12 protein-coding genes and 2 pseudogenes are annotated in these 18,768 nt (G+C 56.0%); 5 read left to right on the forward strand and 9 right to left on the reverse strand.

The window, feature by feature from the left end; all coding sequences use genetic code 11:
- Positions 1-43: 43 nt before the first annotated feature.
- Positions 44-1,168, reverse strand: coding sequence for an OpgC family protein (locus AC1RKH_RS15935; protein WP_493062994.1), 1,125 nt, complete (start codon positions 1,166-1,168; stop codon positions 44-46).
- 198 nt (positions 1,169-1,366) lie between these two features.
- Here AC1RKH_RS15935 and AC1RKH_RS15940 point away from each other — a divergent pair, with 198 nt between their 5' ends.
- The 5 genes and pseudogenes from AC1RKH_RS15940 to AC1RKH_RS15960 form a co-directional block, all read left to right on the forward strand.
- Complete coding sequence (locus AC1RKH_RS15940; RefSeq protein ID WP_493062995.1) at positions 1,367-1,843, forward strand: GtrA family protein; 477 nt, start codon at positions 1,367-1,369, stop codon at positions 1,841-1,843.
- Positions 1,840-2,781: a glycosyltransferase family 2 protein gene (locus AC1RKH_RS15945; protein WP_493062996.1), complete on the forward strand. Its 942-nt coding sequence runs from the start codon at positions 1,840-1,842 to the stop codon at positions 2,779-2,781. The genes AC1RKH_RS15940 and AC1RKH_RS15945 overlap by 4 nt, the downstream gene beginning before the upstream one ends.
- A gap of 40 nt (positions 2,782-2,821) precedes the next feature.
- Positions 2,822-4,327, forward strand: a complete 1,506-nt coding sequence (locus tag AC1RKH_RS15950; protein ID WP_493062997.1) for a glucosyltransferase domain-containing protein — start codon at positions 2,822-2,824, stop codon at positions 4,325-4,327.
- A gap of 77 nt (positions 4,328-4,404) precedes the next feature.
- Complete coding sequence (locus AC1RKH_RS15955) at positions 4,405-5,853, forward strand: glycosyltransferase family 39 protein (RefSeq protein WP_493062998.1); 1,449 nt, start codon at positions 4,405-4,407, stop codon at positions 5,851-5,853.
- Positions 5,854-6,099: 246 nt separating this feature from the next.
- A pseudogene (locus tag AC1RKH_RS15960) lies at positions 6,100-6,702 on the forward strand (glycosyltransferase family 39 protein); the annotation flags it as partial.
- Between the two features lie 1,189 nt (positions 6,703-7,891).
- On the opposite strand, the gene AC1RKH_RS15965 reads toward AC1RKH_RS15960, so the two are convergent.
- From AC1RKH_RS15965 to AC1RKH_RS16000, 8 genes and pseudogenes are all read right to left on the reverse strand, one after another.
- Positions 7,892-8,176 (reverse strand): putative quinol monooxygenase, encoded by a 285-nt coding sequence (locus tag AC1RKH_RS15965; protein ID WP_493062999.1) that lies wholly within the window; start codon positions 8,174-8,176, stop codon positions 7,892-7,894.
- Between the two features lie 57 nt (positions 8,177-8,233).
- On the reverse strand, positions 8,234-9,850 hold the full coding sequence (locus AC1RKH_RS15970; RefSeq protein WP_493063000.1) for an FMN-binding glutamate synthase family protein: 1,617 nt from the start codon (positions 9,848-9,850) through the stop codon (positions 8,234-8,236).
- Between the two features lie 121 nt (positions 9,851-9,971).
- Positions 9,972-10,133: pseudogene (locus tag AC1RKH_RS15975) on the reverse strand (response regulator transcription factor); the annotation flags it as partial.
- A 201-nt stretch (positions 10,134-10,334) separates the two neighbouring features.
- Complete coding sequence (locus tag AC1RKH_RS15980) at positions 10,335-11,741, reverse strand: ATP-binding protein (protein WP_493063001.1); 1,407 nt, start codon at positions 11,739-11,741, stop codon at positions 10,335-10,337.
- The gene (locus AC1RKH_RS15985; RefSeq protein WP_493063002.1) at positions 11,738-13,549 is read right to left on the reverse strand and encodes a DAHL domain-containing protein; all 1,812 of its coding nucleotides are present in this window, start codon (positions 13,547-13,549) and stop codon (positions 11,738-11,740) included. The genes AC1RKH_RS15980 and AC1RKH_RS15985 overlap by 4 nt, the downstream gene beginning before the upstream one ends.
- Positions 13,546-14,469, reverse strand: a complete 924-nt coding sequence (locus tag AC1RKH_RS15990) for a cytochrome-c peroxidase (RefSeq protein WP_493063024.1) — start codon at positions 14,467-14,469, stop codon at positions 13,546-13,548. Before AC1RKH_RS15990 ends, AC1RKH_RS15985 begins: the two co-directional genes overlap by 4 nt.
- A gap of 81 nt (positions 14,470-14,550) precedes the next feature.
- Positions 14,551-16,422, reverse strand: coding sequence for a putative bifunctional diguanylate cyclase/phosphodiesterase (locus AC1RKH_RS15995; protein ID WP_493063003.1), 1,872 nt, complete (start codon positions 16,420-16,422; stop codon positions 14,551-14,553).
- Entirely contained in the window at positions 16,419-18,725 is a 2,307-nt protein-coding gene (locus AC1RKH_RS16000; protein ID WP_493063004.1) for a GGDEF/EAL domain-containing response regulator, read from the reverse strand. The genes AC1RKH_RS15995 and AC1RKH_RS16000 overlap by 4 nt, the downstream gene beginning before the upstream one ends.
- Between the last annotated feature and the right edge of the window lie 43 nt (positions 18,726-18,768).

Genomic DNA, 18,768 nt, shown 5'->3' on the forward strand with positions numbered 1-18,768 from the left:
GCAAAAGCCCCGGTCTTTATGAGCGGGGCTTTTTGTTTTGATCTTAAGCGGCTGCCGCTTGCATCGGTCGATTCAAGCGTTTGTTCCAATCCAGCCACGCGGCCAGTACCGCCATCAATCCCGCCCCCAGCAAGGCACTGAAAACCTGTATCGCCAACGCATCTTCTGCCAGCGAGTTGAGCATGTCCGCCAAAGGTGCCAGCAGCACACCCAAACAAAACACTTCCAGCGAGTAACGACCCATACGGCAGCTTTGTCGTGCCAGCCAGCTTTGCGTCCAGCCACTGTTGGGCAAGAGTTTGGCAATGACGTAGGCCAGCGCCAAAAAGTGCAGCAGTCGCGCCGGTGACAGATTGGTCTTGCTGATCGGGTACAGCCATTCGCCAAGCATTCGGGGCATGAGCGCGTCATGCACTGCTGGCCATTTCCACGACAGCGCGATCAACCCGGCGATCAACAGATAGAGCGCTGCCGCGACAAACAGCGGCTGACGCGGCAAGGGGCGGGTGTCCGGTACAGAGGGCCGCTGACGGTGAATCGCCGCAGCGCCACCGAGGATAAACAGCAACTGCCAAGCCATCGGGTTGAAGAACCATACACCGCCGTCGGTTGCCGCCAGGTTCCACTGAAACCACGGCGCCAGCATGTACAGCACTACCGACAACCCCACCACGTACTCGGCCTTGCGCAGCAACATCGGCAACACCAGCGGCAACCCAAGCAACAACAGAATGTACAGCGGCAACGGGTCCATCAGGTTGGGCTTGAAGCGCAGCAGCAGTTCATCGACCAAGGCTTGTTGCGGATTGCTGAGGAAGTATTGCAGGCCCATTTCCTGCACCAGGTCACGGGTTTCCACGTGACTGTTGGCGAAGAATACGATGCCCATCAGCACCGCCAGCAGAAAGATATGCACCACGTACAGCACCCAGGCGCGGCGCAGGATTTTCACGGTGGCGATCAAAAAACCATCGCGCCGGGCAATCTTGCCGTAGGCCAGCACCGCCGCATAGCCCGCCAGAAACACGAAGATTTCCGCCGCATCACTGAAACCGAAATTGCGCATCGTGATATGGGCGAGGGGGTTCTGCGGCACGTGATCCCAGAAAATGAAGATCAGCGCCAGTCCGCGAAAGAAATCGATACGAAGGTCGCGTCCTTGGGTCATGACAACGGGCTCTTGAACAGGGGGGTGAGTAAAGAGTGGTCAGCGGCGTAAAAGGTTGCGCGCCGCACATCGGCGGCGCGCAGGGTGGCGTGATTTGGCGGTAATTGCAAAGGTCGGTTATTACCGGATGTCTCTGCCGCAGGAGCAGCAGGGCGGGGCACATCGTTGATGGCTGAAGCGAGCCTTTAGAGCGGCATTTTGGCCATTGGTCTAATCGTTGACCGGAAAGTAGACAAGTGGGGCAGGGGTGCCAAGCTCTCTCCAGAGCGCGCGTTCAAATTGGAAACAAACGCAATGAACTTGAGAGCCGCATTTCACGGTTTTCCCGGATTCGTGTCGGTTGGCCTGCTTAATACGTTGATCCACTGGTCAACGTTTTTTGTTTTGCACACAGTCATGAGTTTTCGTCAGGCACCCAGTAACTTCGTGGGTTTTTGCTTGGCTGTCTCTTTTTCCTTTTATGCCAATGCGCGATACACCTTCAAACAAAAAACCAGCGTTCGACGGTATCTGCTGTTTGTCGGGTTCATGGGCGTGTTGAGTTATGGCGTGGGGTATGTGGCGGATCAGTTGCTGTTGCCGGGGTTGATGACGTTGGTGGTCTTCTCCGGTATCAGTCTGGTCTGCGGTTTTTTTTACTCGAAATATTTAATCTTTCGGGGGCGTGAGCAGTGAAAATCTCGCTGATTGTCCCGGTGTTCAATGAAGAGCAGGCGATTAACCTGTTTTATCAGGCCGTTCGTCAGGAGCTGTCGATCGCTGATTGTGACGTCGAGATCGTGTTCATCAATGACGGCAGTTCCGACCAGACTGCGGAGCAGGCCAAGGCCCTCGCGTTGGCGGACGAGCATGTGCTGGTCATCAACTTCTCGCGCAACTTCGGCAAGGAGCCCGCGTTATTTGCCGGGTTGGAGTACGCCAGTGGCGATGCGGTGATACCGATGGATGTCGACTTGCAGGACCCGATCAGCGTAATCCCGCTACTGATCCATGAATGGCAGAACGGGGCTGATGTGGTACTTGCCAAGCGCCACGATCGCACCGCCGACGGTTATATGAAACGGCAGAGCGCCGCACTGTTCTATCACCTGTTGAACCGGATCGCTTATACCCGGATAGAAGAGAACGTCGGTGATTTTCGGTTGATGGACCGCAAGGTCGTGAACGTGATCCGCACGCTCCCGGAACACCGGCTATTCATGAAGGGCATCCTGTCGTGGGCGGGTTTCAATACGGTGGTCGTCGAATATGAACGGGCCCAACGCGTGGCGGGCACGTCCAAGTTCAATATCTGGAAACTCTGGAACCTGGCGCTGGAAGGGATTACTTCTTTTAGTACGGTGCCCTTGCAGTTGTGGACGTATGTCGGTAGTGCGATTTCCCTGTTTGCAATTTTTTATGCGATTTATATGGTGCTGGACAAGATTTTCTTCGGTAATAACGTGCCGGGATATCCTTCGTTGATGACCGCTATTCTATTTCTCGGTGGTGTGCAACTGATCGGTATTGGAATATTGGGTGAGTATGTCGGTCGAATCTATATTGAATCGAAACATCGGCCGAGGTATGTGGTGAAAGATATTATTGGCGGCAAAGGAAAGCGCGAACGGTAAGCGATGTCTGTGAAGTCAGGGCTGGGAAAGGAGCGCCGAAATGAAGGTGGCGAATTTTTTGACTAAGGAATTGCTCGATCGTGAAGTGTTCGTGTTTTTTTTACTGGCCACGTTTGTTTACGTATTTCCGCTGATACTGGTTGATTATTACTATATAGACGATGGCTGGCGCTCCTTGGCTGCCGGTACTGCCTGGGCGGAGCAGGGGCGTTTATTTACCGAGTTGTTTTACAAGGCCCTGACCTTTACTTCGGGCGCACCCAATATTTTCCCGTTACCCCTGTTGATCGCCACGCTTGCCATGGCTTGTGCCTTGACGAAACTGACGATGCATTACTACAAAGTACCCAATCTCTCATGCTGCCTGGTACTCCTGCCACTGTGGTACAACCCGTTTTTTCTGCAGAATTTATCTTATCAATATGACGGGCCGGCAACGGCGTTGAGCCTGGTGGCGGTTATTTATGCAATTGTATTTCAAAGCAAAACTACTGCCGTTCAGGTGGGGGTGCCCGGCGTATGTATTGCCGTTGGACTCGGCTTGTATCAACTGAGTATCAATGTGTTTTTGGGGCTGTGCTGCATTGAGCTCGTTAGAGGTCTTACTAATAAGGAGCCCCTTGCTTGTCTAGCGTCAATGGCAGGATTGAAAGCGTTGCAGTTGGTAGCAGGATTGATCATTTATTTTTTGCTGGCCTATCCGTTCATGACCTCTGAGCGCGTGGAGATGATTCCGTTCAATGTGAACGGACTGTGGCTGATCCTGAGTAATGGAGGAGTACTAGTCGAAAAAATCGGATTGCTTTTTGAGAGTGGAAATCGTTGGTTGTCGTGGGCTGTGTTGTTGTTTGCTGTCGTTGGAGGCGGTTGGGTTGGGCGAAAAATCACTCAAGGAAAAGAGTCGTTATTAAAAAAGATGCTTCGGGTTGTTTTATATTTATTTCTAATATTATTTCTGGTTTTTCTGGTGTCAGGTTCGGCCCTGTTATTCAGGTTTTTCAATGAGGGCGCCAGAACGTTATTGGGCTTTGGTGTGCTTCTGGTATTTTTGTTTTATCTGGCTCATCAGCTGTTAGTGGTGGTTAACGCCAGGTTCGGTGTTGTATTGATTGTGCCGTTGCTCAGTATGCTTTCGATTTCCTATGCGTATGGGCGGGTGCTGAATCTGCAGAAAGAGTTTGGACTGAATGCTGAATTCAATATGGCCTATGATATTGCTTCGCATGAGCGCTTGCGCGAAGCGAAGCGGATATACATGGCAATCAACTATTCAAATAGTTGGTTGCTAAGCGCCAGGGGAAGCTTTGAACGGATTCCGGTGCTGAAATACATACTCAATATTGATTTTTATATGCTGTCTGAAAATCTGCTCAGGGCGGGCATTACCAATGTCGCTCCGGAAAAGGAGCGGCGGAATGCGACACTGGTGGGCTATCGAAAGTACACACCTCTGGTGGACAACAAGTTTTACTCCATGTATCTGATTGGCGATTATGGCTTTATCGTCATGAAGGAAGTGCCCTCTTCCGGAGAGGATAAGTGGTAAGAAGAGTCGACAGGTCAAGTGAACGCGTTCTTCTGAGTACGTGCTGGGCACTGTCGATTATTCTATTGGCGGCATGGGTGCGCTTTCACGACTTGAGCAAACCGGCTATCTGGGCTGATGAAGGCTTTACCTTGCTGCTGAGTTCTTATTCTCCGTCTCAAATCCTCTTTCATACCGCTCGAGATGTGCACCCACCGCTGTATTATCTGATAGTGCATGAATGGATGAAGGTGTTCGGAAATGGCGTTTTTGCTGCTCGAAGTCTGAGTGCGCTGGCGGATGTCGCGACCGTCGCGCTGGGTATCTGGCTGGTTCGTTTGGTCAGTACACGACGAGCGGCGATGCTCGCCGGCATCATGTTGGCGTTGCTGCCAATAGCGGTTCGCTACAGTCAGGAAGTTCGCATGTATGCGTTACTCGCGCTGTTAATGGTCGGTGCGACGATTGCTTTCGTTTTCTGGGTAAAAGGCTCGGGCGGTCATTGGCCGCTTGCGGTCTATGCGTTGCTGATGGTGGCAGGACTTTATACCCACTATTTTGCGGCGGTGTGTATGGCGTCGCATTGGGCCTATCTGTGGGTGTTGAGGTTTTCGCACGACGTAAAACACCAACCGTTATTAGCGCCCGCGTGGTGGGTGGCCAATGGGGTCGTCATTTTGCTTTTCGTGCCCTGGATTCCCAGTCTGATAAATCAGTTCAGGTTTTCCGGGTTCAACTGGATAGTGCCGCCGGACGTTTCCACTGTGGTTTCAGCGCTCTGGCAATTTGTGAGCTATAGCGAAGGGCCAAAAGAATCGATTGGGATGTTCTATAGCGTGCCGTTGTTGTTTTTGGCAGTTTCGATAGGGATTGTCATGCGGGACAAGAGCGAGAAGCGATTTAGCGCGTTACTCATCATCTATACCTGGTTTCCGTTGGCGTTGATTGCGATTGTCTCACTCATTCGTCCACTGTTTGTTGAACGTTATTTTGTGTTCGCTGCGTTGGGCTTGCCAATGATCATGGCGGTTGCACTGGATGCACTGTGGGGGCGCGCAAAAACGTTGTTTTTTATCCTGCTGGTATTGATGGTGTCTACGGAAAGTGTCGGGTTATATAACGTGTATCACAAGGGGCATATTGTGTATGCCGAGGACAACAAGGTGGATGCCCTGGCAGAACACATCAACGCAATGGCTAGCCCTGGCGACGGTATCGTGGTGGCGAATGTGTTTCTTTACTATCCCTTTGCTTACTACAACAAGACCGGCGTGACGCCGATGCTTTATACACCGCCGCATCAGGACGGTACTTCCGGCCGTCCTGAGGGGTATCAAATATGGACACTGGTTCAACAAAACGCCGATAAGGTCTACCTCGACAACCTTGAATGGCTAGCGCCGAGCTCAGGTCGGGCGTGGGTTCTGGACGGTCGTGGTGACGGGGCGCAAAAGGTAGTTATCCCCGAACACTGGCAGTTGCTCGACACCTTTACCGCGGGTGATGGAGACGTCCGGCTGTTTTCAGTGCGTCCCGGGACTCCGTGAAGCCGCTAAAAAAAACCGACCTGAGTAGCCCTGTTAGCTAGCCTATATCAATGACAGCAGGCCGTTTTATCGAGTGCGTCTAGCATAAACACGGATCCACGACGAAGGTCAGCAGTCCGTGGTCAGGCACCTGTTTCTATCAGGTTTACGTTGTCGGGGGGACATATGGGTCTTCAGCATCGTGACGGTACAGGGTTTCTATCCCAGCGCTCATCAGTAGACAGCGGTGGGTGGGTGCTTGTCATGATGCTTGCGCTCATTGTGCGGTTTTACGACATCAGCCTTCCCTATTTCTGGACTGATGAAGCGTTCTCGGCGCTGGTAGGGGTCCAGTCGCCGGAGCGTATCTGGTTTCACCTGGGGCATGACGTTCATCCGCCGCTGTATTTTTTAATTCTCCATGCCTGGATGTCTGTTTTTGGTGAGGGTGTGGTTGCGATTCGGGCTCTGAGCGCGCTCGCGGGTGTTGCGACAGTTGCGCTCGGTGTGTGGTTGATGCGATTGATTGCCACGCCAAGGGTGGCCTTGTTGGCCGGGCTGTTTCTGGCCTTGCTGCCAATATCTGTTCGCTACAGCCAGGAAGCCCGGATGTATACGCTGGAGGGGGTGTGGCTGCTGGGGGCAACTATCGCCCTGGTCTATTGGATCAAAAGCGCTCGTAACCGATACCTGGCAGGCTACGTCGTGCTCATGACGGCCGCTGTATATACACATTACCTGGCTGTTTTATGTTTGCTGTCTCATTGGTTATACCTCGTTGTCTTGCGCCTTCAGCGAGATGAAACGCTTCATTACCTCTCACGGCCGATATGGTGGGTCGCTAATGTGGTCATTGTTGTTCTGTATATCCCTTGGTTGATCAGCCTGGGTAATGAGGTGTTTTTAAATACAGAGAAGTTAAAAACCGGAGGGGATATTTTCTGGATACCTGAACTGACGATTTACACGTTGCCTTCAGCGGTCTGGAAATTTTTAACGGTGAGGAATGGGTTGGAGTTTGCAAGCCCGCTTTATCTATTGCTTCCGGCGCTGGTGCTGGCATCGGTGGCGTGGGTCGGGCTCAAGGCAAGTGGCAGGTTGAAACTTGAGTTGTTACTGGTTATCTATGTGCTGTTGCCAGTGCTGATTGTTTTTATGGTGTCGTTCGGTTTTCCAATATTTGTCGAGCGGTACATGGCATTTGCGGCGCTTGGCTTGCCGATGATTGCAGCATTGGCAATAAGCCGGATTGCCCGTCGCACGCGTGCCTTGGCGTGGGCGTCTGTCCTGTTGATGGTCGGGGTTCAACTCATGGGGCTGAATACTATCTATAAACAACAAGATGATCTGGATGATCCGCGTAATGAGTCCATGTACCCGCTTGACAATATTGTGTCGCGTATCAATGAGAGCTCTGTCGCAGGCGATAACATCATTGTGGATGGCGCGTACTGGTATTACAGCGTTGCTTACTACAATCGCTCCGACATTCAACCACGGTTGTATCAGGCGCCCTGGGACAACAGTGCGGATAACCGACCCAACGGCTATGGTGCGTCCACGTTGATTTACCAGGATCGGGATAAAGTCTTTCTCGACAACCTTGTCAGCGTATCGCCAGACACCAAGCGAGTGTGGTGGGTGACATCGACTCGCCTGGCGGATGATGAAAACCATTTTCCAGGCAATTGGCAGTGCGTGTTCGCGCAAGGCGTGGGGGACATGGAGCTTCGACTCTATATGACCAGCACCTCTGCCGGCCAAACCACCGGCGGCTGTTCTACCCAGCCACCGGATGGTCACGAGTACGCGTTACACAGCATTGGCCTCAAAGCTGTCAGCCCGCGCCATCTGCCACATCCGTGAATAGAACTCGCCATTTACCTCTCCAGTGAGCAACTTCTAGGTGTGCGATGGGATCGCTCGTCCGAAACGATGGGCTACCTGTTATTTCTGGCAGTAAACGGAAGCCTCGTCTGGTGGCTACAGACGCCTGCTGGAAAGGGACGCGGCGGTTGAGTGTGTTTAATTGTCCCGTTTTTCGTATCTCGCATGGAGGTCAGAACTCATCCATCAGCACAACAATGCAATCTTTGGCCTGATAGCGGTTGATCTGCGGCACCAACCGTCTGAAGTGTTCCGACTGGCAATGAGCATCCAGCGCGGCCTGATTCGGCCATTGCTCGACGAAGATGAAATGCCCCGGGTCTTTCTGGTCGACGAATAGGTCATAAGCGATGCAATCCGGCTCCTGTCGGGTTTTCTCCACCAGTTCGGTGTACCACGGGCGGACGGTTTCGATATGTTCGGGTTTGATGAAATCCTGGGCAATCACTTTCAGCATGGTTTCTTCCTTGGAAAGAGCGCCAACCTCGCGACGAGGTTGGCGTAAAAACTATCTTCAAGCGGCCACTTCATTCGCCTCAAAACTATCAGCCCGCGCCATCTGCCACATCCGTGAGTAGAACTCGCCATTCACGTCACCCGTCAGCAATTCGCCGGGTTTGAGGAACACATGCAGTTGGGAAAACAGTTTGATCTCGGTGGCCGACATGCGTCGTACCAGGTGCTTGGCTGACAACTGCGATGGGTGTTCGAGGCCGGCAGCGGCGAGCATTTCGGCCAGGGCCTTGAGGGTGCTGCGGTGGAAGTTGAAGACGCGCTGGGCCTTGTCCGGCACCACTAGCGCACGTTGGCGCAGGGTGTCCTGAGTGGCGACGCCGGTCGGGCACTTGTTGGTGTGGCAGCTTTGCGACTGGATGCAGCCGATGGCGAACATGAAGCCCCGGGCCGAGTTGGCCCAGTCGGCGCCAATCGCCAGGACGCTGGCGATGTCGAAGGCACTGACGATTTTGCCGCTGGCGCCGAGTTTGATCTTGTCCCGCAGGTTCAGGCCCACGAGGGTGTTGTGCACGAACAGCAAGCCTTCGCGCATTGGCACGCCGATGTGGTCGGTGAACTCAACTGGCGCAGCGCCAGTGCCGCCTTCCTTGCCGTCGACCACGATGAAGTCCGGCAGGATGCCGGTTTCCAGCATGGCTTTGGCAATGCCCATGAACTCCCACGGGTGACCGAGGCAGAACTTGAAGCCCACCGGTTTGCCACCGGACAGCTCACGTAACTGCTTGATGAAGTGCATCATTTCGATCGGTGTGGAAAACGCGCTGTGGCGTGATGGCGACACACAGTCCTGGCCCATCGGAACGCCACGCGTGTCGGCAATTTCCTGGGTCACTTTGTGCTTGGGCAGGATGCCGCCATGGCCGGGTTTGGCGCCCTGGCTCATTTTGATTTCGATCATCCGTACCTGTGGGTCCTGGGCCTGGGCGGCAAAGCGTTCCGGGTCGAAGCGTCCGTCGGCGGTGCGGCAGCCGAAGTAGCCGCTGCCCAGTTCCCAGGTCAGGTCGCCAGCGTGTTCGCGGTGGTAGGGGCTGATGCTGCCTTCGCCCGTGTCATGGGCGAAGTTGCCGAGTTTGGCGCCCTGGTTGAGGGCACGGATTGCGTTGGCGCTCAGCGAACCAAAACTCATCGCCGAGATGTTGAACACTGAGGCCGAGTACGGTTTTGTACATTGCGGGCCGCCGACCATCACTCGAAAACCGCTCGGGTCGCTCACAGGTGCCGGGCGCATCGAATGGCCGATGAACTCGAAGCCCGATTGGTACACATCGATCAGTGTGCCAAAGGGTTTGTCGGCGCTTTCGTTTTTGGCTCGCGAATAGACCAACGAACGCTGGGCTCGGGAGAAGGGCAGGGCGTCGCTGTCGGATTCGAGCAGGTATTGGCGGATTTCCGGGCGAATGCCTTCCACCAGATAACGGATATTGCCCAGGATCGGGTAGTTGCGACGTACCGCGTGGGGGCTTTGCAGCAGGTCGAAAATACCCAGCAGGCTCAGCAGGCCGGTGACGATGGAGATTGGCCAGAGCCAGTCGTATTCAAGAAAGGGCAGGCTGGCGAGGGTAAAGATCACACAGACGGCAAAGAAGGCGTAGCGGCTCAGGAGTGACAGGCTCATACGGTTTCCTTGGATTCGGACTCGGTTTTTTCTAAAGATCGCAGCCTTCGGCAGCTCCTACAGGTTGGTGCACGGCTTGGCTTTTGTAGGAGCTGCCGTAGGCAGCGATCTTTTCAGGTATTCAGGCGTTTTGTGCCTGGAGAAATATCGAAAACAGCTCGGACAGGGATTTGATCCCCAGCTTGCTGTACATGTGTTTCTTATGGACTTTCACGGTTTTGGCAGAGATTTCCAGCTTACGGGCGATTTCCTTGCTGGAGCAACCACTGAGATAGAGTGTTCCATCCGTCGATCCCTATCGGGTTACCTCGGCCGTGCGCCTGCGTGGCAGATTGCTGCTGTGCATACTGGCGCACAGAAACTGGCCAGGCAATCACAACGCCCGTTCGACATGCGAACCTGGAATTTCCAAATATAAAAAGATCGCAGCCTGCGGCAGCTCCTACATGGGATTGGTGTAGGAGCTGCCGCAGGCTGCGATCTTTCAGGTGACGAGGTTTGACTGGCGGATCGGCAGCTCCACCCGAAAGGTGGTGCCCACCCCGACTTCGCTGCGTACTGTAATGTCCCCACGGTGTTTTTTCACAATGCCGTAAGACAATGACAGGCCTAATCCCGTCCCTTGGCCCACCGGTTTGGTGGTGAAGAAGGGGTCAAAAATTTTCTGCAGGCTTTCGGGGGCGATGCCTGAACCAGTGTCCGCGACTTCGACCCAGACTCTTTCCCCGGCAACCCCGTTACTAAGGGTGATAGTCCCGCGTTCGGGCCCCATGGCCTGCGCGGCGTTGACGATCAGGTTCATGATCACCTGATTGATCTGGGAGGGCAGGCACTCGATCTCGGGAAGCGGCTGATATTCCTTGATCACGTCGGCCTTGTACTTTAATTCGTTGGCGACAATGTTCAGCGTCGAATCAATGCCCATTTGCAGGTTGACCCACTGCCACTCCTGGCTGGTATCCGCGCGAGAGAAGTCCTTCAGGTCCCTGACGATTTGCCCGACCCGGTTGATGCCATCCTTGGACTCCTTGATCAGCAGCGGAATGTCTTCACGCAGAAAGTCCAGTTCCACCTGTTCACGCAGCGCCTTGAGGCGCCCGAGCAGTTCAACGGAGCCAATGGCTTCTTCGGCACTCTGATAGGCGTCGAGCATGTCCTGCAACTGCTTGAAGTAGCCATCCAGGGCGCCGAGGTTCGAAGAGATGAAGCCGATGGGGTTGTTGATCTCATGGGCAACGCCGGCCGCCAGTTGCCCTAGGGAAGCGAGTTTTTCCGACTGGACCAACTGGCTTTCGAGTTGCTTGCGCTCGTCGATTTCCTGTTGCAGTTCGACGCTCGCTTGCTGGAACTGCCGGGTCCGCCGTTCTACCAGGTGCCCCAACTGATCCAGTTTCACGCTGGCGCGCTCGGTCATGTCCCACTTGCTGGTCAAGGTGTTGGCCATTTGCTGGACTTCGATGTTGTCGAAGGGCTTTTTCAGGATCAGCAGCCGGTCGTGGGCCTGCAAGCGATTGAGCAGTTCATCCCAGGAATAGTCGGAATACGCGGTGCAGACCACCACCTGCAAACGCGGATCGGCTTGCCATAAATGCTCGATGGTTTCGGCGCCATCCCAGCCCTGGGGCATGCGCATGTCGACGAACGCCAGTGCATAGGGGCGATTGTCCTGTTGGGCCTGGACCAGTTTGTTCAAGCCTTCCTGGCCTGCATAGGCCGAATCCAGTTCGAAGCGGGCACTCGTTGCTTTGATTTGCGTGCCGAACAGCGCTGACTCCATCTCATCCAGTTCACCGTGTTGCGGCGGCTCAGGTGTAAGGATCTTGCGAAAGTCGTCATGGATCGACGGTGTGTCGTCGATCAGCAGGATGCGTCGGTTCGATGACTCGCTCATGTTTCACCTTCGGCGATTTTCAACGGGATTTTCAAGGTGAACAGCGCACCTTTACCCGGACCGTCGCTGTGGGCCGTCAGGTGGCCATTCATCTCGATGGCGGCGAGGGCGCAGCTGTGCAGACCAAAACCGTGACCTTCCTTGCGCGTGGTGAAACCGTGGGCAAAGATTCGGGTCATGTTTTCGGCAGAGATACCTTCGCCCTCATCCTTGACGCTGACCTGAAGGATGGAGTCGTCGACCACCTTGACCCCCAGGGTCATTTCCCGGGGGCGATCGCTGAGGTCGGACATGGCATATTTGGCGTTGCTGATCAGGTTGATCAGAATCAGTAACATCCGGTGTTTATCGCCCATCACTGTGGGCACCTCGGCGTAGTCTTTGACCACCGTTACATGGTGGCGGGTCAGGGCGCCCGAGTTCATCCGCAGGGCGTCCTCGAGCAGCTCACTGACCTGCAGCGGTTCCATCAGGCTGTTGGCACCTGCGTAGGACTGTTGAGTGGCAACGATGTCCTTGATGTGGTCGACGCTTTTGCTCAATTGCGCCAGTTCGTCGGTGATGCCCTGCTGCTCAAGGGCAATGGCTTCCACCAGTTGATTCAGGTATCCGGGCAGCAATTTGCCTTTTTCGTCTTCGGTGATGAAGTGGCCAAGGTCGCCCCGATGCTCGTTGATCAGTTGCATCGCCTTGCCCAGCCCCAGCGCCTTGCTGGTGCGCAGTTTGCGGGTGACCAGGTCGGCGGAGATATTCACGCTGTTGAGCACATTGCCGACGTTGTGCAGCACGTTGGTGGCGATCTCGGCCATCCCGGCCTGGCGTGCGGTGTCCAGCAGTTCGCTTTGGGTGTCCTTGAGTTCGCGGGTGCGCGCTTCGACCCGTTGTTCCAGGCCTTCATTGGCCGCTTGCAGATCCCTGTTGACGCGGTTGATTTCCGCGAAGCTGCGTAGCAACCCATTGGCCAGAAACAGTAGCAACAGCACCAGCAGCGCCGAAAAAACCGCCATGTAGAAGTGGTAGCGTTGATCGATTGTATCGACCTGTTGTTGATCGATGTCCAGCAGGCTGGTGATGTCGTCCAGGCGCTCGGACACGTGTATCGCCTCGATCCGTTTCAGCAGGCTGTTGACCAATGGTTGTTCACGCAGGATCAGCGCGATGTGGTTGCTGAGAATGTCCACCGGTGTGTGGAATTCGGCAGGCAGTCGCCCCTTGTTCACCGCCAGTTTGTTCAGGCCGAGCAGGATGTCGGCGGCCTTGTCGTCGGACGTGACCTGGGCGAACTCCAGGCCGCTGAGTAGCAGGTCGTAGGTGTCGGTGGCGATGTTCTGCAGTTGTAGTTTGTTGTCGTCCCCAAGGCGTTCGAACTGGTTCTGAATGTCGTCTTCGGCGGCGGGCAGGAACGCCAGTGAATTGCGCAGCACCGCGTTGTGTGACTTGAACTGTTCGACCAGCCGGGTCTTTTCCTTGATCGCGTTCAGGTAAGCGTCATGGCTGGTCTGCCACTGCGTCGAGTCGTTGCGACCGTGCCTGGACTCCATCGAGTCGAATCGTTCCCACAGACGGCTCATTTCAGTCAGTGGTGTAACCAGTGGATCGTAGTTGTGGATGAGGGCGATCCGGGCCTTGAGGATCTCGGTTTCCCATTGCGCATCCAGTTGCTTTATCTGGCGGATCAGATCCCGCGATTCGGTATAGGTCGAGGTTTGATCCGAACTGGACTTGAAATACAGGAACAGCAGGATCGAGGCCAGCAACACGGTCATGCCACTGAGCAGCAGCAAACTGAGTCGACGGGACACTTTCATAGTGCTTTGCCTCCCCACTCGCCGGTCAGGGTTCCGAGGAATTTGATGATCAGCGCCTTGTCTTCATCGGAGGGAACGCGTCCCAGCTGGAACTTGAACATCACATCCACGGCTTCTTCGAGGGTTTTCGCCGCGCCGTCATGAAAGTACGGTGCGTTCACTGCGACGTTGCGCAGACTGGGGACCTTGAACACGTTGCGGTCTTCTTCGTCCTTGGTCACCAGGTAGCGCCCAAGGTCCGACTCGGTCGGATTGCCACGTGCCTGGAAGTAGTCGCCCATGACCCCGAGCTTCTGGTACATGTTGCCGCCAATGTTGACCCCTTGGTGGCAGGCAATGCAGCCGTAGTCCTTGAAGCGTTGGTAACCGTACTTTTCATCGAGGCTGAGAATGTCGGTGTTGCCCAGCAGGTACTGGTCGAAGCGCGAATTGGTACTGAGCAACGTGCGCTCGTAGGTGGCCAGGGCGTTTTGCACATTGGCGGCCGTGACCCCATCGGGATAAGCGTTGCCGAACGCCGAGTGGTAGGCCGGGTCAGTGGACAGCGTTTGCACCACATGTTCCCAGTTGTTGCCCATTTCAGTGGGGCTTTGCACCACTGCGTGAGCCTGGTCTTCCAGGGTAGCGGCGCGACCGTTCCAGAACTGCCTGAAGTTCAAGCTGGCATTCAACACGCTGGGGGTATTGATGGTCAGCGGCTGGCCGTTGAAACCGATGGAAAATGCCTTGTTGTCGCCCCCGCCTTTTTCCAGGTGATGGCAGCTGGCACAGGACAGGCTGTTGTTGACCGACAACCGTGTTTCGTTGAACAGCTGACGACCCAGCTCGACACGCTGAGAGTCTTGCACCGGCACCGACGGTAGCGGTTTAAGGGGTTCGTCCAGAGGCTCGGCGCTCGCCATCGGGCAGAGTCCGAGCATCAGTGTGATGAACAGCGTGAATCCATAGGGCGACATCTGATGATTCCTTGGCTTGAGTGCCTGCGCCGTCGGGTCGTTGGTCTAGGTGCGCGGTGACGTCTGCTGGCTGTCGGTGAGCAACTGCACGAACTCCTGGGGGAGCACGGCTTTGCTGAAGAAATAGCCCTGGCCTTCCTCGCATTGATGGGCCTTGAGAAAGTCCAGTTGTTCAAGAGTTTCCACCCCTTCGGCGATGATATTGAGGTTGAGGCTCTTGCCCAGGCTGATGATGGCGCTGACCAGTGCGTCGTCGTTGTTGTCACTGTTCAGCCCGCGAATGAACGACTGGTCGATTTTCAGCACATCGACAGGGAACCGTCTCAGGTAGCTCAGGCTGGAATAACCGGTGCCGAAGTCATCGATTGCCAGGCGCACGCCCAATGCCTTGATGGCGCGCAAGGTCAGTACGGTGGCCTCGACGTTCTGCATCAGCACGCTTTCAGTGATTTCGAGTTCCAGCAGTGTTGGGTCGAAGCCGGTCTGTTCGAGGATCTTCACGATACCGTCGACAAAGTCGCGTTGACGGAAGTCGATGGCGGAAATGTTGACGGACATGCTGATCGTGGGTAATCCGGCCAACTGCCAGGTGCGGGCTTGTCGACAGGCCTGGGTCAACACCCATTTGCTCAGGGGAACGATCAGCCCACTGTCCTCGGCCACTCCAATGAAGTCCGTTGGATACACCCAGCCGTGACCGGGTTTTAACCAGCGAACCAAGGCTTCTGCGCCGACCACTTTGCCGGAGCGCAAATCAAGTTTGGGTTGGTAATGCAGGACGAACTCGTCGCGCTCCAGCGCCAGGCGGATGCCGGATTCGGTGCTTTGCTGTTCACGGGCGCGCTGATTCATGTCGTCGATGAAAAAGTTGAAGTCGTTGAGGCCGCTTTCCTTGACGTTGTGCATCGCGGTTTCGGCTTTTTTGATCAGTGGCACGGCATCGAAGCCGTCGTCAGGGTAGATGCTGATACCCAGGCTGGCGGTCACGCTCAGGTCATGGCCGGCAATGTGCTGTTGGGCGCTGACGGCCTTCAGCAGCTTTTCGGCAACCCCTTTGGTTTGCTGGGGATGGTGGATGTCCGCGAGGATCACCACGAACTCGTCGGAACCGTAGCGAAATACCGAATCGGACTCACGCACCGTGGCCACGAGGTTTTGGCCGACCCGTTTGAGCATTTCGTCGCCAACCGGATGTCCCAGTGCGTTATTGATGCGCTTGAAGCGGTCCAGCCCCAGAAATATCACCGCCAGTTGTTTGTCGTGTCGCCGAGAAAGGGCCAGGGACTGAGTCAACCGATCACCCAGCAAGGTGCTGTTGGGCAGACCGGTGAGTACGTCGTATTGCAGCAGATGGGAGACTTTGAGCAGCTCCTGAACGCGGTCCTCGATGGTTTGCTCCAGGCTGAGCATTTTTATCGCGGCGTCCTGGGCCATCTGCCATTTCCAGGTCAGGGCACTGGCCATCTGACGGATTTCCAGGCTGTCGAAAGGCTTTTTCAGCACCAGCAACTGGTCGCCGAACGCCAGACGCTCGGCCATCGCTTCCCAGGTGTAGTCGGAGAAGGCGGTACACAAGGCGATTTGCAGGTGCGGGTCGGCCTGCCAGAGTCGTTCGATTGTTTCCAGACCGTCCCAACCCGGCGGCATTCGCATATCGGTAAATACCAGAGCGTAGGGGCGGCCTTCGGCCTGGGCTCGTTTGACCAGTTCCAGCGCCTCTTCCCCCTGATAGGCCGAGTCGAGGAGAAACGTCGGGCGAGAGGGTTGTTCCGTGCCGAACAACGCCTCTTCAGTACCCGCCAGCGTCTGTTCGTTTTGCGCGTCGGGGCTGAGGATCTTGCGAAAGTCCTGATGGATCGAAGGCATGTCATCGATGATCAGGATGCGCCGGTTAGTGGGGGCGAGCGATAGTTTCATCCCCGGTCCTCCGGTGGGTGGGGCGCATCTTCGAACATCGGGTTTGTTGCGCCGGGGAAGGTCGGTGGCACGATGCTGCCGGCCATCAGCAACGCCGCTGCCTGCTGGCTACTCACGGCTTTGCTGAAGTAGTAGCCCTGAGCGTTCATTGGCGAGCCGGTGGAGATCAGCGAGCTGCGCTGTTCCTGGGTCTCGACGCCTTCGGCAATGATGCCGATCCCCACTTCGCGGGCAAAATTGATGATCGCGCGCAGGGTCGTGGCGCTGGCGGGATCGCGGGTTGCGGTGTCGATGAAGGCCTGGGCGAGTTTGAGGTGATTGACCCGGTAGGTCTTGAGGTAGTCGAACGAGGAGTACTCGGTGCCGAAGTCGTCGATGGCTATTTTCACGCCCAGCTCACGCAAGCGTGGCAACACGTCGTTGTGGGTCCATTTGGTTTGTGCCAGCGTCGCTTCGGTGACGTCGAAGCGCAGGTCCCAGGGGCAGAGGTTCCAGAGGGCTGTGGTGCGCAGCACGTCGTAGATCAGGTCCGGACCGCTCTTGAGCTGGGCCAGCGAGAGTTTGATCGCAATCACCGGTGGCGCCATGCCGTTGTCGCGCCACTGACGCATTTGCTTGCAGGCCCGATCCAGTAACCAGTGCCCAAGCGCGATGATCACACCGGTTTTTTCCGCCGCTGGAAGAAACATATCGGGCTCCAGCAATCCTCGCTCTGGATGACTCCAGCGAACCTGGGCTTCCATGCCGAGGATTTTTCCGGTACTCAGGTCGACTTCGGGCAAGTAATGCAGTTCGAGCTCGTTTCGGTCGATGGCTTGTTTCAAATCGTTGGCAATCGAAATCCGGTCGAGCACTTCCTGATTGATCTCCTCGGAGTGGAAGTGGTATTGGTTGCGGCCCTTTTCCTTGGAGCGGTACAGCGCCATGTCGGCTTGAGCCAATAGACTCTCGGCACTCAAGCTGGCACTGGAGTAAGTGCTGATGCCGATGCTGACCGAAACCCGCACGTTGTTGCCATCGAGTGTGTAGGGCAGCACCAGCTCATCGCGGACCTTGCCCGCCAGGGTCGCCGATTGTGTCGGGTCGCCGGCGTCGAGCTGCACGATGGCAAACTCGTCGCCCCCCAAGCGCGCCACCACGTCGTTTTCGCGGATGCAGGCCTTGATGCGCCGGGCGACCTCCTGCAACAGCAAATCCCCGATGGGATGGCCCAGGGTGTCGTTGATGCGTTTGAAATGATCCAGGTCCAGGTAGAACACGGCGAATGTCGCTGCCCCCCGACGTGCGGCAGCGAATGCCTGGTGCAGACGCTCGAGGAGCGTCGCGCGGTTGGCCAGCCCGGTCAGCCCGTCGGTGCGTGCCAGCAGGGCGATCTTCTCTTCGGCCAGCTTGCGTTCAGTGATGTCGATGATGATGCCTTCGACTTCCAGCAAGCGTCCGTCGTGGTCACGCACCGGCACGTAGCGGTTTTCGACCCAGCGCCAGTCGCCTGTGCCGGTGCGCAGACGGAATTCAATGGACGCACCGGCAGCGTCACGGTCCAGGATCCGGGCCATGGCGTCGTCGACTTTCCCTTGGTCCTCGGGATGAATCAGCTCCTTGGCCCAGTTGGCCGACGCCACCAGTTGCGCAGCCACGTGACCGAACTTGGTGATGTTGTGGGAGATGTACATCAGCGGGAACGAGGGTTCTCCGCGCAGCCGGTACAAAATGGTCGGGCTGTTCTGCACGATGATATTGGCGTCGGACAGCTCTCGGGTTCGCTCTTCGACCGCCTGCTCCAGCAGGTTCATTTTCAGTGCAGCGTCTTCGGTCATTTGCCATTTGACGGTCAGGGCGCTGGCCATCTGACGGATTTCGATGGCATCGAAGGGTTTCTTCAGGATCAGCAGGCGATCGCCCAGCTCCAGTCGTTCGGCGATATCGTCCCAGGAATAGTCGGAATACGCGGTACACAGCGCGACTTGCAGCTTTGGATCGACCTGCCAGAGCCGTTCGATGGTTTCCAGACCGTCCCAACCGGGCGGCATGCGCATGTCGATAAAAGCCATCGCATAAGGAAGATCCTTGGCCAGGGCAGCTTCGACCTTGCCCAAGGCTTCCAGGCCCTGAAATGCGCTGTCGAGCACGAAACCCACGTCTGCAACCACCGCTTGCGTGCCGAACAGGGCTTCTTCGGCGCTGCTCAACGCATCGTTATCGAGCGCGTGGGGGCAGAGGATCTTGGCAAAGTCCTGATGGATGGAAGCGGTGTCGTCGACGATCAGGATCCGTCGGTTGTTCCGCGCATACGGTGCCTTCATTGCAATGCACCGTTGCAAATGAGCCTGCGCTGGGTTGTGTTCA

Source organism: Pseudomonas sp. GW822-FHT06B12, assembly GCF_058799675.1.